This is a genomic window from Rahnella inusitata, from assembly GCF_965118895.1.
Lineage (GTDB): Bacteria > Pseudomonadota > Gammaproteobacteria > Enterobacterales > Enterobacteriaceae > Rahnella > Rahnella inusitata_A.
Window position 1 is genome coordinate 649,008 of the sequence record NZ_CBCPJJ010000009.1, and the last position, 13,668, is coordinate 662,675.

Annotated in this window: 15 protein-coding genes; 13 read left to right on the plus strand and 2 right to left on the minus strand. The window is 53.1% G+C overall.

Going from position 1 to position 13,668, the window contains the following annotated elements:
• The 13 genes from mltG (at window position 1) to ACMHLI_RS11050 (ending at window position 11,818) form a co-directional block, all read left to right on the plus strand.
• Window positions 1-1,026, plus strand: coding sequence for an endolytic transglycosylase MltG (gene mltG / locus ACMHLI_RS10990; RefSeq protein WP_413529478.1), 1,026 nt, complete (start codon window positions 1-3; stop codon window positions 1,024-1,026).
• A complete protein-coding gene (gene tmk, locus ACMHLI_RS10995) occupies window positions 1,016-1,672 on the plus strand; it encodes a dTMP kinase (protein ID WP_413529479.1) in 657 nt (218 codons plus the stop codon). The genes mltG and tmk overlap by 11 nt, the downstream gene beginning before the upstream one ends.
• Complete coding sequence (gene holB, locus ACMHLI_RS11000) at window positions 1,669-2,688, plus strand: DNA polymerase III subunit delta' (RefSeq protein WP_413529480.1); 1,020 nt, start codon at window positions 1,669-1,671, stop codon at window positions 2,686-2,688. The genes tmk and holB overlap by 4 nt, the downstream gene beginning before the upstream one ends.
• Before the next feature lie 32 nt (window positions 2,689-2,720).
• Complete coding sequence (locus tag ACMHLI_RS11005) at window positions 2,721-3,515, plus strand: metal-dependent hydrolase (protein WP_413529481.1); 795 nt, start codon at window positions 2,721-2,723, stop codon at window positions 3,513-3,515.
• 337 nt (window positions 3,516-3,852) lie between these two features.
• A complete protein-coding gene (gene ptsG, locus ACMHLI_RS11010; protein WP_413529482.1) occupies window positions 3,853-5,286 on the plus strand; it encodes a PTS glucose transporter subunit IIBC in 1,434 nt (477 codons plus the stop codon).
• 188 nt (window positions 5,287-5,474) lie between these two features.
• Window positions 5,475-5,828 (plus strand): purine nucleoside phosphoramidase, encoded by a 354-nt coding sequence (gene hinT / locus ACMHLI_RS11015; RefSeq protein ID WP_056778776.1) that lies wholly within the window; start codon window positions 5,475-5,477, stop codon window positions 5,826-5,828.
• A 9-nt stretch (window positions 5,829-5,837) separates the two neighbouring features.
• Window positions 5,838-6,206 carry a YcfL family protein gene (locus tag ACMHLI_RS11020; protein ID WP_413529483.1) on the plus strand — a complete coding sequence of 123 codons (369 nt, stop codon included), beginning with the start codon at window positions 5,838-5,840 and terminating at the stop codon, window positions 6,204-6,206.
• Between the two features lie 21 nt (window positions 6,207-6,227).
• A complete protein-coding gene (gene lpoB, locus ACMHLI_RS11025; protein WP_413529484.1) occupies window positions 6,228-6,824 on the plus strand; it encodes a penicillin-binding protein activator LpoB in 597 nt (198 codons plus the stop codon).
• Window positions 6,808-7,647, plus strand: a complete 840-nt coding sequence (locus ACMHLI_RS11030) for a phosphotransferase (RefSeq protein WP_413529485.1) — start codon at window positions 6,808-6,810, stop codon at window positions 7,645-7,647. Before lpoB ends, ACMHLI_RS11030 begins: the two co-directional genes overlap by 17 nt.
• Window positions 7,648-7,695: 48 nt before the next feature.
• Window positions 7,696-8,736: a beta-N-acetylhexosaminidase gene (nagZ, locus tag ACMHLI_RS11035; RefSeq protein ID WP_413529543.1), complete on the plus strand. Its 1,041-nt coding sequence runs from the start codon at window positions 7,696-7,698 to the stop codon at window positions 8,734-8,736.
• 51 nt (window positions 8,737-8,787) lie between these two features.
• Window positions 8,788-9,330, plus strand: a complete 543-nt coding sequence (gene ycfP / locus ACMHLI_RS11040) for an alpha/beta hydrolase YcfP (RefSeq protein WP_413529486.1) — start codon at window positions 8,788-8,790, stop codon at window positions 9,328-9,330.
• A gap of 309 nt (window positions 9,331-9,639) precedes the next feature.
• Window positions 9,640-10,944, plus strand: a complete 1,305-nt coding sequence (locus tag ACMHLI_RS11045) for an NAD(P)/FAD-dependent oxidoreductase (RefSeq protein WP_413529487.1) — start codon at window positions 9,640-9,642, stop codon at window positions 10,942-10,944.
• A gap of 337 nt (window positions 10,945-11,281) precedes the next feature.
• Window positions 11,282-11,818: a glycine zipper 2TM domain-containing protein gene (locus tag ACMHLI_RS11050; protein ID WP_413529488.1), complete on the plus strand. Its 537-nt coding sequence runs from the start codon at window positions 11,282-11,284 to the stop codon at window positions 11,816-11,818.
• A gap of 72 nt (window positions 11,819-11,890) precedes the next feature.
• On the opposite strand, the gene ACMHLI_RS11055 is transcribed toward ACMHLI_RS11050, so the two are convergent.
• Window positions 11,891-12,874, minus strand: a complete 984-nt coding sequence (locus ACMHLI_RS11055; protein WP_413529489.1) for an XdhC family protein — start codon at window positions 12,872-12,874, stop codon at window positions 11,891-11,893.
• A complete protein-coding gene (locus ACMHLI_RS11060; protein ID WP_413529490.1) occupies window positions 12,861-13,475 on the minus strand; it encodes a nucleotidyltransferase family protein in 615 nt (204 codons plus the stop codon). Before ACMHLI_RS11060 ends, ACMHLI_RS11055 begins: the two co-directional genes overlap by 14 nt.
• Window positions 13,476-13,668 lie beyond the last annotated feature (193 nt).

Consider the following 13,668-nt stretch of genomic DNA (forward strand, 5'->3'; position numbering starts at 1 on the left):
ATGACAAACAAAAAGACCAAAATCTTCGCCCTGATAGTCCTGATCCTGCTCGGGGCGGTGGCGTTTGCCTATCACAAAGTGAAACAGTTTGCTGACCGGCCAATTAACGTCAGCAGTGAAACCCTCTTTACCCTGCCAGCAGGCACCGGGCGTGTGGTGCTGGAAACTTTGCTGATCGATAAAAAGCTCATGAAACCCAACCCGTGGTTTCCGTGGCTCCTGCGTCTTGAACCAGAATTAAGTGAATTCAAAGCGGGCACATATCGCTTTGAAAAAGGTATGACAATCCGCCAGATGCTTGAGCTGCTGAAAAGTGGCAAAGAGGCGCAGTTCAGCATCCGCTTCGTGGAAGGCTTTAAACTGAGTGACTGGATGAAAGTGCTGGATAACTCGGAATTTCTCAAACACGAACTGAAAGATAAGAGCGGCGAAGAGATCGCCGCAGCGCTGGGCATGACCGATACTAAAAATGCTGAAGGCTGGCTGTATCCTGATACCTATCATTACACCGCCGGCATGACGGATTTATCGTTGCTCAAACGTGCTCACGTGCGGATGGAAAAAACCGTTGCCGATATCTGGAAAGGACGAGCAGATTCTCTGCCGTACAAAACCCCGGCCGATATGGTGACCATGGCGTCTATCATTGAAAAAGAAACCGCAGTGAAAGGCGAACGAGCAGAAGTGGCTTCCGTTTTCATTAACCGGTTGAGAATTGGTATGCGTCTGCAAACCGATCCGACGGTCATTTATGGCATGGGTGAGAGTTACACCGGTAATATCCGCAAGAAAGATCTTGAGACGCCAACGCCGTACAATACCTACGTGATATCCGGTCTGCCACCGTCGCCAATAGCGATGCCGAGCGAAGCTTCGCTAGAGGCTGCGGCGCATCCTGCAAAAACGCCGTATCTTTATTTTGTTGCTGACGGCAAAGGCGGGCATACTTTCAGCACTAACCTTGAGAATCACAACAAGGCGGTTCGCGTGTATTTAGAGGCTCTGAAGAATAAGAATGAAAAGTAACTTCATTGTAATTGAAGGCCTTGAAGGGGCGGGCAAAACGACCGCTCATGAAGTGGTTGTGAATGCATTGCGCCAGCATGGCGTCGAAGAAATCATTTTCACCCGTGAGCCCGGCGGTACGCCGCTGGCAGAAAAGCTGCGGGATTTATTTAAGCGCGGCGTGGAAGGTGAAAAACCGACCGTTAAAGCCGAAGTACTGATGCTGTATGCCGCGCGCGTTCAACTGGTTGAAACCGTTATCCTGCCTGCGCTGGCGCGAGGTGCATGGGTGGTTGGCGATCGTCACGATCTCTCTTCACAGGCCTATCAGGGCGGCGGTCGCGGTATTGACGCTAAACTCATGAGTTCGCTGCGCGATACCGTGCTCGGTGATTTCCGCCCGGACCTGACGCTGTATCTCGACTTGCCGCCGGCTATTGGTCTGCAACGCGCCCGTGCGCGCGGTGAGTTGGATCGTATCGAGCAGGAAGCTTTGCCGTTCTTTGAACGTACACGCGCCCGTTATCTGGAACTGGCCGCCGAAGACAGTCGCATCAAAACTATCGATGCTTCGCAAACCATTGAGCAGGTGACCGCATCCATCGAACAGACATTGAAAAAGTGGTTCGATGAGCAGCAGGCCTCTGCACAAGGCCAGACGTTATGAGCTGGTATCCGTGGCTTAGTGCCCCCTATCGTCAACTGATCGGGCAATATCAGGCCGGTCGCGGACATCACGCCGTGCTGATGCACGTTGCTGCGGGCATGGGTGATGAAGCGCTGGTGTATGGTCTGAGCCGCTGGTTACTTTGTCAGCATAAAGACGGCGAGAAGAGCTGCGGAAAATGCCACAGCTGCCAGCTGATGATTGCCGGAAATCACCCGGACTGGCATGTGTTACAACCGGAAAAAGGTAAAAACTCACTGGGCATCGATCCCGTGCGTCAGCTGATCGAAACGTTGTACAACTATTCGCAGCAGGGTGGTGCGAAAGTGGTGTGGATCCCGCAGACAGAATTGCTGACGGAAGCTGCCGCCAATGCCTTGCTCAAAACACTGGAAGAACCGCCTGCCGGGACCTATTTCCTGCTGGGTTGCCGGGAACCCTCGTCTTTGCTGGCGACTATCCGCAGTCGCTGTTTCTACTGGCATCTGCCGGTGCCTGAAGAAGCATTATCGGTGCAGTGGATCAACCGCCAGATGAGCGCCGAGCCCGTTTCAGTTAAAACCGCGTTACGCCTGACCAACGGCGCACCGCTTTCTGCGCTAGAACTGTTGCAGCCGGAACGCTGGAAACAGCGCGTGGCGCTTTGCCAGCAGCTTTACATCCAGAGTCAGCAACAGGATATGTTGTCGCTGCTACCGCAGCTAAACCATGACGATGCCGCCGATCGCATCTACTGGCTGGCCTCGCTGCTGCTTGATGCCATCAAATGGCAGCAACACGCAGCGCAGTTTATTCTCAATCATGACCAGCAGCCGCTTATCGCGCTGCTGGCCAGTGCGCAGTCCAACGCTTCGCTGCAACAGTCTGTCTCAGCCTGGATGCAGTGCCGTCGGCAGTTGCTGTCTATCGTGGGTGTGAACCGCGAACTTCTGCTCACCGAACAGCTGTTGGAATGGGAGCAAATGTTGCAGGGCGCAGTGTCTCCTTCCCACTTCAGCTCAGGCATGATGCGCTGATCCCCACTTTTAATCGTAATGAGTTAACTACTATGTTTTTAGTCGATTCCCACTGTCACCTTGACAGCCTGGATTACAACGAACTGCATTCAGGCGTGGATAACGTGCTGGAAAAGGCGCGCGAGCGTGACGTGAAATATATGCTGGCGGTGGCGACCACGTTGCCGGGCTATGAGGCGATGACGCAACTGATTGGCGATCGCCCGGACGTGGCATTTTCCTGCGGTGTTCATCCGCTGAACATTGACGATGGTTATGAATTTGCCGAACTGCGCCGTCTGGCAGCCAGCCCGAAGGTTGTGGCGCTGGGTGAAACCGGTCTGGATTATTTCTATCAGAAAGAAGCACATCAGCTGAAGCTGCAACAGGATTCTTTCCGCGAGCATATCCGCATTGGCCGTGCGCTAAATAAACCGGTGATCGTGCATACACGCGATGCGCGTCAGGATACGCTGGATATCCTCAAAGAGGAAAATGCAGGGGAGTGCGGTGGCGTTCTGCACTGTTTTACCGAAGATCTGCCGACGGCGGAATTCCTGTTGGATCTCGGTTTCTACATTTCGTTCTCCGGCATTGTGACGTTCCGAAATGCTGAAGCCTTACGCGAAGTGGCACGTTATGTACCGCTCGATCGCCTGCTGGTGGAAACGGATTCGCCGTATCTGGCGCCGGTGCCTCACCGTGGGAAAGAGAATCAGCCTGCGTATGTACGCGATGTGGCCGATTACATGGCTGTACTCAAAGGTGTCAGCGTTGAACAGCTCGCAGAAGCCACCACCGCAAACTTTTCACGATTATTTCACATCGATACTTCCTCCTTGATCTAGGCTGTAGCTTAGTCATATTCGCTGGATTTATTTTTCACCTCGTAATTAATCATCTGAATGAGGTATCTTGGCACCGTTTTTCGGTTGTCAGGAGAGCCTCATTCGGATTTTATGCGGCAAAGTGACGGTTTTTAATCCGGTTTTTCGGCATTTTTCAGAAAAACGTGACTGCCATCAAACATTAACAAAGGGAATTATTTTACCCTGCGTAAAAATTAAAAGGGGTGCTCAGACACCCGACTGTAAAAGGCTCAACGAGCTTTTTACAAAGCGGTCAGTTATCAGACGAACCGCATGAAGTATCAAAAAGCATCATTACTCAGGAGCACACTCAATTATGTTTAAGAACGCGTTTGCAAACCTTCAGAAGGTCGGTAAATCGCTAATGTTGCCCGTTTCCGTACTGCCAATCGCAGGTATCCTGCTTGGCGTCGGTTCCGCAAACTTTAGCTGGCTGCCACTGATCGTTTCCCATGTTATGGCCGAAGCCGGTGGTTCAGTCTTCGCTAACATGCCTCTGATCTTCGCTATCGGCGTTGCATTAGGCTTCACCAACAACGACGGTGTTTCTGCACTGGCGGCAGTTGTGGCCTACGGCATCATGGTGAAAACCATGGCAGTTGTGGCCCCTCTGGTTCTGCATTTGCCGGCTGAAGAAATCGCATCCAGCCATCTGGCGGATACCGGCGTACTCGGCGGTATTATCTCCGGTGCGATTGCGGCATACATGTTCAACCGTTTCTACCGCATCAAGTTGCCAGAATATCTGGGCTTCTTCGCCGGTAAACGTTTTGTGCCTATCATCTCCGGTATGGCCGCTATCATCCTGGGTGTGGTTCTGTCCTTCATCTGGCCGCCAATCGGCAGCGCAATCCAAACCTTCTCCCAATGGGCTGCTTACCAGAACCCGGTTGTGGCATTTGGTATCTACGGTGTGGTTGAGCGTGCGCTGGTACCCTTTGGTCTGCATCATATCTGGAACGTTCCATTCCAGATGCAAATCGGTGAGTACGTGAACTCCGCAGGTCAGGTCTTCCACGGCGACATTCCTCGTTATATGGCCGGTGACCCGACTGCGGGTAAACTGTCCGGTGGCTTCCTGTTCAAAATGTACGGTCTGCCAGCTGCTGCAGTTGCTATCTGGCATTCAGCGAAACCTGAGAACCGTGCGAAGGTCGGCGGCATCATGATCTCCGCTGCGCTGACCGCGTTCCTGACCGGTATCACCGAGCCAATCGAATTCTCCTTCATGTTCGTTGCGCCGATCCTGTACGTGATCCACGCAATTCTGGCAGGTCTGGCGTTCCCAATTTGTATCCTGTTGGGTATGCGTGATGGCACCAGCTTCTCACACGGTCTGATTGACTTCATTGTGCTGAGTGGCAACAGCAGCCGTATCTGGCTGTTCCCTCTGGTTGGTGCGGTATATGCAGTGGTTTACTACAGCATCTTCCGTTTCCTGATTGCCAAACTGGATCTGAAAACGCCGGGTCGTGAAGACTCTGCCAGCGAAACGACTACTCAGGGCGGTTCAGAAATGTCTGCGTCTCTGGTTCAGGCTTTCGGTGGTAAAGACAACATCACTAACCTGGATGCCTGTATCACCCGTCTGCGCGTCAGCGTGGCTGATATCTCCAAAGTTGATCAGGCTGGCCTGAAAAAACTGGGTGCAGCCGGTGTGGTTGTGGCAGGCTCTGGTGTTCAGGCAATTTTCGGCACCAAGTCGGATAACCTGAAAACCGATATGGACGAGTACATGCGCAGCCATTAATGCTGAGCAGTATGAGTTCTGAGAGAGGAGGCTTCGGCCTCCTTTTTTCATGCCTGCGATTTGCTATTTCGCACTCGCTGGCGTTTTCTGCGTCAATTAACCAGCTAAAAGCGTAATCAGGTTGAAAGGAATGGAAATTCTAACCCATACTGCGTACATCGCTTTTTACTATGTTAAGGACAGTTAAAATGGCCGAAGAGACAATTTTCAGCAAAATCATACGCCGCGAAATTCCGGCCGATGTGGTTTATCAGGACGAACTCGTCACCGCGTTTCGCGATATTTCTCCTCAGGCACCCAGCCATATTCTGATTATTCCCAACGTTCTGATCCCAACCATGAACGATGTGGATGCTACGCACGAAGCTGCACTTGGGCGCATGATGACGGTAGCGGCGAAAATTGCGGAACAGGAAGGGATCGCCGAAAGCGGCTATCGCCTGATCGTTAACTGCAACCGTGATGGCGGGCAGGAGGTTTATCATATTCATATGCACCTCGTCGGTGGCCGCGCGCTGGGCCCATTGCTGTCGCGCCAGTAAGGATAAAATATGCGATTTTTGATGGCATTATTGCCAGTGCTTTTGTTGATGGGATGCAGCAGCCGTCCGGGTATTGCGCTCAATAATCAGCAGAGGATTGTGATGGAATCGCCTGTTCTTACCGCGGGAATCATTCCCAGTTCGCCCACCGTGGGTGAATCCGGTGGACAAAAACAAGCCACCAGCACGCTCAATAACAACCAGTCACATGCTGTGACGCTGCATTACCGTTTCTTCTGGTATGACAAACAGGGGCTGGATTTACTGCCCGTCGCCGAGGCGCGCACGGTCATCGTGCCTGCCAATAGCAGCGTGGAAATCAACTCGCTGAACGGCAATCTTGATGCGTACAGTGTGCGCCTTTACCTTTATCTCTAATTTCCAAAACGGAGCAGGTTGATGAAAAAGTATTTCCTCATTGTGGCAATGGCCGCACTGATCCTCGGTGGTTGTACGTTACCAAACCAGCAGCAGCCACAACAGCCGGAACAACCGCAGCAACCGCAAGAGCCGCTGCCGCCAGTGAATCCGCCAGTGCCGGAGCAACCACCGGTTCAGCCTGTTCCTCAGCCGCCGAAATTTACCAATATTGACTGGACGGCGACCGTTTCGCCGCTGCTGACAAAAATGCTCAAGGCCGAAGGCGTGCAGTCCGGCAGCGTTCTGTTGGTAGATGGCGTGAAAAACAGCACCAACGGTTCGCTGCAAACCGCCAAAGCGACGGAGACGTTACGTAACGCACTGGCCAACAACACCACTTTCCAGGTTGTTCCAGCCGAACAGTTGGCGTCTGCCAAACAGTCTTTAGGATTATCCCCTGACGACAGCCTGGCGTCTGTCAGCAAAGCCATTGGTCTGGCGAACATTGTCAAAGCGCAATACGTTCTTTACAGCACGGTGAGCGGAGATGTGAAAGCGCCGACGATGTCGATGCGTCTTCTTACCGCGCCGAGTGGCGAAATTGTCTGGTCAGGCCGCGGTGCCGTTCAGAATTAATCCTCAGCTTACGCAACTGATTGAGCAACATTATCCGGCGGTGAAAACCGCCGGTTTTCATTTGTCGCCGGTTGCCGGGCTGACCGGCGAGAGCTGGAAAATCAGCATGTCTTCCGGTGAAATGCTGGCGCGTTTTCACTCACCTGACCGACAGGTTTCGGGGGCTGACCGGCGACGCGAGCATTCGATTTTGCGGCATATTGCTCGGCATAATCTTGGCCCTTGTGTCAGACTTTATTCTTCGCCATGGCTCTTAGTTGACTGGCTCGACGGCGCGCCGCTGGCGGATGATGTCTTTGCAGGTGCGGCTCAGGATGTGCTGACTCAGTCTTTAGTGAAGTTGCATAATCTGCCGCTGACAGGTTACCGGCTGGATTTGCATCAGCAGTACGCACGTTACTGGCAGCACATTGACCGCCGTCGTCTGACGCCGCGCTGGCTGCGGCTGCATAAAAAGATGATGAGCCTGAGGCAGCCCGCGCCGCTGCGATTATCCTTAGTACATATGGATATTCACGCAGGCAACGTGCTGAATACGCCGTACGGCCTGCGTCTGATTGACTGGGAATATGCGGCGGATGGCGATATCGCGCTGGAACTGGCGGCAATGGTTCGCGGTAATGGCTGGAACGCAGCGCAGCAGCATGCACTGGTGCAGCGCTACGTTGATGCGGGAGGTTATCGTGATTTCCATCTTTTACAGCAGCAGGTGAATTGCTGGTTACCCTGGGTCGATTACCTGATGCTGATGTGGTTTGAAGTTCGCTGGCAGCAAACCGGCGCGCTGAAATATTGTGAATGGGCGCAACCGCTGCGCCCATAGTGAAATCTGAACTGAATGCTGAACTGATTGAAAGGAGTGCTCATCTTGTTGGGACCTGTAATGCTGGATGTGGCTGGCTATGAGCTGGATGCCGAAGAACGTGAAATTTTGCAGCACCCGCTGGTCGGCGGGCTAATTTTATTTACCCGTAACTATCATGACGTGGAGCAGTTACATGAACTGATCCGTCAGATCCGTGCAGCGTCACACGACAGGCTGGTACTGGCCGTCGATCAGGAAGGTGGACGCGTGCAGCGTTTTCGCGACGGATTTACCCGTCTGCCTGCCGCACAGTCTTTTGCGGCCCTGAATGAACCGCACGAAGCGGGGCGGCTGGCGCAGGAAAGCGGCTGGCTGATGGCCTCTGAAATGATTGCAATGGATATCGACATCAGCTTCGCGCCGGTGCTGGATATCGGCCATATCAGCGCAGCTATCGGTGAGCGTTCATTCCACTCTGAACCGCAAAAAGCGCTGGAGATGGCCGAACACTATATTCGCGGCATGCATGCGGCGGGCATGAAAACTACCGGCAAGCATTTTCCGGGGCACGGCGCGGTCAGTGCGGATTCTCACAAAGAGACGCCGCGTGACGATCGTCCGCTTGAAGTTATCCGCGAGCATGACATGGCCATATTCCGCCAGCTCAATGAGCGCAAATTACTCGATGCTGTCATGCCTGCGCACGTTATTTACACTCAGGTCGACCCGCGTCCGGCCAGCGGTTCACCTTACTGGCTGCAACAAATTCTTCGCAAAGAGCTGGGCTTTGACGGTGTGATTTTCTCAGACGATTTATCGATGGAGGGCGCGGCGATCATGGGCAGTTACGCCGAGCGCGGTCAGGCTTCTCTGGATGCCGGATGCGACATGATTCTGGTGTGTAACCATCGTGAAGGCGCGGTGAGCGTGCTGGATAACCTGTCTCCGGTCAAAGCAGAGCGTGTGGCGCAGTTGTATCATCGCGGACGCTACACGGGAAAAGAGGCCCGTCAGGACCTGCTCAATTCAACCCGCTGGCAGCAGGCAAACCGTGATTTAACGGCGCTGGATGCCCGCTGGCAGGAACACAAACAGGCTGCCCGGTAACGGTTTTTGAACCGCATGAGGGTGTCTCGCACATTCAGGATGAGGTAAACGATGATTATCTATTTGCATGGTTTCGATTCAACCAGTCCCGGTAACCACGAGAAAGTCTTGCAGTTACAGTTCATTGACCCGGACGTGCGCTTTATCAGTTACAGCACGCTACATCCGCGCCACGACATGCAGCACTTGCTGAAAGAAGTCGATAAAGTGCTGCAAGAAACCAGCGATCCGCATCCGCTGATTTGTGGCGTTGGCCTCGGCGGTTTCTGGGCCGAGCGCATCGGTTTCCTGTGCGGTATTCGTCAGGTAATGTTCAATCCGAATTTGTCGCCGCAGGACAATATGGCGGGAAAAATCGACCGCCCTGAAGAGTACGAAGATATCGCTACCAAATGCATCAGTGATTTCCGGGAGAAAAACCGTGACCGCTGCCTGGTGATTTTATCCCGTGAAGATGGCGTACTCGACAGCAGTAAAACCGCTGAGAACCTGCATCATTATTATCCGGTTGAATGGGACGACAAGCAGAGCCATAAATTCAAAGATATTTCGACGCATTTGCAGCGCATCAAAGCCTTCAAAAATATCGTCTGACGGCAATAATCGAACACCAAACCACTGCCTTGCGCAGTGGTTTTTTTATGGCCGACATACACCGGTGCTTCACTTTTATCCCTCCCTTTGTGCTAACTCGCTGATTTGAAATCGTCAAAATCTATGCCAAATCATAAACTGAAATCAGACAAATCAATTTAAATTGACCTGCATCAATTTTGGTATGACCAAATCACCACGCATGATATCCTCCCTCTTAGATACCGATTTAACTTAAGCAACCCCATGTAATATAAGGATTATTTTTTAACTCTTATATAACAATTGGTTCACATTTAGGGGGTCATTTTGACATCACCAATCAAGAAAATTGTGATAATTGGCGGCGGCGCGGGCGGACTGGAGCTGGCAACCAGCCTCGGGCATAAGCTTGGCCGTAAAAAGAAAGCGGAGATCATTCTGGTCGATCGTAATCACAGCCATTTATGGAAACCGCTGTTGCACGAAGTGGCGACCGGCAGCCTGGATGATGGCGTGGATGCGCTGAGCTATCTGGCGCACGCCCGCAATCACGGCTTTACTTTCCAAATCGGTTCCCTGACCGATATTGATCGTGAAAATCAGACCATCAAACTGGCTGAAATTCGTGATGAAAACGGCGAAATGCTGGTGCCGGTGCGCGATATTGCCTATGACCAGCTGGTGATGGCGCTGGGCAGCACCTCCAACGACTTCGGCACACCGGGCGTGAAAGACAACTGTATCTTCCTCGATAATCCGCATCAGGCGCACCGTTTCCATAACGAAATGCTCAATCTGTTCCTGAAATTCTCCGCCAGCGCAGATAAACAGAAAAAAGTGAATATCGCCATTGTTGGCGGCGGCGCGACCGGCGTTGAGCTGTCCGCTGAACTGCACAACGCGGTAAAGCAGCTGCACAGCTACGGTTTTGAAGGGCTGGACAGTGAAGCGCTGAACGTCACGCTGGTGGAAGCCGGTGAACGCATTCTGCCTGCGCTGCCACCGCGTATTTCTGCGGCTGCCCATCAGGAACTGACCAAGCTGGGTGTGCGCGTTCTGACGCAAACCATGGTGACCAGTGCTGATAAAAATGGTCTCAACACCAAGTCTGGCGAATTTATTGATGCTGATCTGATGGTTTGGGCCGCGGGTATCAAAGCGCCTGACTTTATGAAAGAGATTGCCGGTCTGGAAACCAACCGTATCAATCAGCTGGTGGTCGAGCCGACGCTGCAAACCACACGTGACCCGAACATCTACGCGATCGGTGACTGTGCATCCTGCCCGCAGCCGTCCGGTGGTTTCGTACCGCCACGCGCGCAGTCTGCACACCAGATGGCGTCACGCTGTTTCGCCAACATCATGGCGCAGCGCAAAGGGCAGAGCCTGAAACCTTACGTCTATAAAGACCACGGTTCACTGGTCTCTCTCTCCCGCTTTAGCACCGTCGGCAGTCTGATGGGTAACCTGATGCGCGGTTCGATGATGGTAGAAGGGCGTCTGGCGCGACTGGTTTATGTTTCCCTGTACCGCATGCATCAGATTGCGCTGCACGGCTACACCAAAACCGGCCTGATGATGCTGGTCGGTGGAATCAACCGCGTGATCCGCCCGCGTCTGAAGCTGCACTGATACGAACCGGCCGACTTTTTTTACTGTCGGCTGAATCGTTTCACACTCATTTCTATTCTAAAAGCCTGTTTACTACAGGCTTTTTTTATTCAGGCGGAGGCAGACACTTAAAGCCCGGTTTTGTCCGCTAAGAATGCTCTGAAACACCTCGTTACACCCGCAATTCCCGCATTTACAGACTTCGTCTTATTGTTCCTTAACGCTTCAGAGTACAAACTTTAACAAGTTCATAGCCGGCGATTCACGCACGCCGAACCTCAGGATATAAAGTTTTCCACTGAGGTATGTGCCCTGAGTAAGGCGCAATATGCGTGGTAACATTTTCGGAGGAAGTCCTGTGAACAAGTCAATGTTAGCTGGGGTCGGTATTGGTGTGGCTGCGGCATTGGGCATTGCCGGTGTGGCGAGCATGAATGTCTTTTCATCTGAGCCGCAATACGCGCAGGTTGTCAGCGCAACGCCAATCAAAGAGACCACGAAAACGCCACGTCAGGAATGCCGTAACGTCACTGTGACTCACCGCCGTCCTGTACAGGATGAGCATCAGATCGCCGGTTCCGTTCTGGGTGCCGTAGCGGGTGGTGTGCTGGGTCATCAGTTCGGTGGCGGACGCGGTCGCGATGTGGCGACAGTTGCCGGTGCGCTGGGTGGCGGCTATGCCGGTAACCGCGTACAGAGCAGCATGCAGGATAACGACACTTACACCACACAGCAGCAACGCTGTAAAACCGTGTATGACAAAGAAGACAAAATGCTCGGGTATGATGTGACCTACAAAATAGGCGATCAGCAGGGCAAAGTGCGTATGGACCATGATCCAGGTACGCAAATCCCGCTCGATAAAAGCGGCCAGTTGCAGCTTACCCGTTCATAACCAACCGGTAAGTCGCAAACGAAAAGCCTGAGGTGCAAACCTCAGGCTTTTTTTGTTCATATTTCTACTGCGTCAGGCGGCGACGCTGTGGGTTTTCACCCCGTTTTTATGCTTAACGATGTCGGCCATCACCGCCAGCGCAATTTCTGCCGGGGTTTTGCTGCCGATCGATAAACCGACCGGGGCATGAAGACGGGCGAAATCATCGGCTGAGAAATCAGCGATAGTTTGCAAGCGTTCGCGACGCCGTGCGCTGTTGCGCTGCGAGCCCATTGCGCCGATATAAAAGGCAGGCGTATTCACCGCCTCCATCAGCGTCAGGTCATCCATACGCGGATCGTGGGTCAGCGCCACAATCGCCGTGTTGGCGTGACAACTTTCCCGTTCGAGATACATCGCAGGAAACGCCTTCTCCAGCCGTATTTCCGCTTTCAGCAGCGGCAGGAAGTTTTCCAGCACGTCTTCGCGACATTCGCACACTACCACTTCAAAACCCAGTGCACAGGCAAAGTCGGCGCAATACAGCGCGACGCTCGAGAGTCCGGCAATCAGTAAGCGCGGAGGAGCAGCCAGATGCAGGTGCACACAGTCGCCGTTACGCACTACCTGTGTGGCGCTGTGATACTCCGTCAGCGCAAGATGGTCACAGGCCGCGGGCAGGGTGAGCGATTTTTCCAGCGCATAATGCCCGGCCAGCGCCATTCCCATACGTTGCAGATAATCCAGATTGCCGGCCGTGGCGGGCAGATATTCGATCAGCACATCGAGCGAGCCGCCACAGGGCAGCGCAATGTTTGGCGTTAAACCGCCGTCGCCATAACGCACAATCTGGCTGGATTGCTGATAATCACCAGCGGCTATCCGTTGTAAAAAATCTTCTTCGACACAGCCGCCGGAAAGCGATCCGCAATAGCGGCCATCATCGGTCGCCACCATCAGTGCGCCCGGTGCGCGCGGGGAAGAGCCGTAGGTTGTCAGTACGGTACACAACCACACCGGCTGATGGACCAGCCATTCGCGCGCCTGAGAAATAACCTGATTATCAAGATGCTGCATGCAGATTTCCGTTCAAAAGCGCCGGGGAAAGGGAAAGGTCATCGGGCAAGTCAATGTCTGTGATCACATCCGAAGTAGTGAAATCAATGCGCAGCAGGTCATGGCTGCGGATAAGCTCGCGTGCATCATGATCGCCACGCAGTTGCAAAAGTTTGTCGCCCATTTCACGGGCAAAACCGACCGGATGCCCCGGCTCATTTTGCCAAAAAGGGCGCACCACCGGTTTGAGATGCAGGGTATCGGCCACGGTGGCAAAAATGTCTGGCGTAACGAACGGCATATCGGCGAGATGGACAAGCCAGCCGTCCCACTCCGGCGTATTGCGCACGCCTGCGGCAATGGAACCACCGGTGCCCGTGCTTTCCGTCAGCGTAAACGGCACACCTTCTCGACGGCAGCTGGCCTGCACCTGCAGGTTGCCGGCACGCGTCACGACATGTACCGGCAGTCCACTTTCCAGTGCATGACCGAGTGTCATGTCAAAAACGCTGGCAGCATTTTCTGCTGTTTCTGACAGTGCGGCATTCAGCTTGTTTCCTTGGCCACCTGCGGCGATAAACCGGCTCCCCAGCCCTGCGGCGAGAAGAATAATACCTGCCATCTTGCTCTGATCCCTTTTGTACATTGTTTGCGCAACAGAATTAATTATCCCACTATTTTGCGCAAATTTGTGAACGAAATATTAAAAATGTGTTTTCTGTCATGACTTTTCGCACCTCATCTACCTATAATCGCCCGCGTTAAACGGTATTTGCAGAATTTATGACAAATTGTAAATATGCCGGACTATAAGA

Excerpts from the sequence above, each read along its gene's own strand:
- mltG (WP_413529478.1), top strand. The coding sequence starts at position 1 with ATGACAAACAAAAAGACCAAAATCTTCGCCCTGATAGTCCTGATCCTG.
- tmk (WP_413529479.1), top strand. The coding sequence starts at position 1,016 with ATGAAAAGTAACTTCATTGTAATTGAAGGCCTTGAAGGGGCGGGCAAA.
- holB (WP_413529480.1), top strand. The coding sequence starts at position 1,669 with ATGAGCTGGTATCCGTGGCTTAGTGCCCCCTATCGTCAACTGATCGGG.
- ACMHLI_RS11005 (WP_413529481.1), top strand. The coding sequence starts at position 2,721 with ATGTTTTTAGTCGATTCCCACTGTCACCTTGACAGCCTGGATTACAAC.
- ptsG (WP_413529482.1), top strand. The coding sequence starts at position 3,853 with ATGTTTAAGAACGCGTTTGCAAACCTTCAGAAGGTCGGTAAATCGCTA.
- hinT (WP_056778776.1), top strand. The coding sequence starts at position 5,475 with ATGGCCGAAGAGACAATTTTCAGCAAAATCATACGCCGCGAAATTCCG.
- ACMHLI_RS11020 (WP_413529483.1), top strand. The coding sequence starts at position 5,838 with ATGCGATTTTTGATGGCATTATTGCCAGTGCTTTTGTTGATGGGATGC.
- lpoB (WP_413529484.1), top strand. The coding sequence starts at position 6,228 with ATGAAAAAGTATTTCCTCATTGTGGCAATGGCCGCACTGATCCTCGGT.
- ycfP (WP_413529486.1), top strand. The coding sequence starts at position 8,788 with ATGATTATCTATTTGCATGGTTTCGATTCAACCAGTCCCGGTAACCAC.
- ACMHLI_RS11055 (WP_413529489.1), bottom strand. The coding sequence starts at position 12,874 with ATGCAGCATCTTGATAATCAGGTTATTTCTCAGGCGCGCGAATGGCTG.
- ACMHLI_RS11060 (WP_413529490.1), bottom strand. The coding sequence starts at position 13,475 with ATGGCAGGTATTATTCTTCTCGCCGCAGGGCTGGGGAGCCGGTTTATC.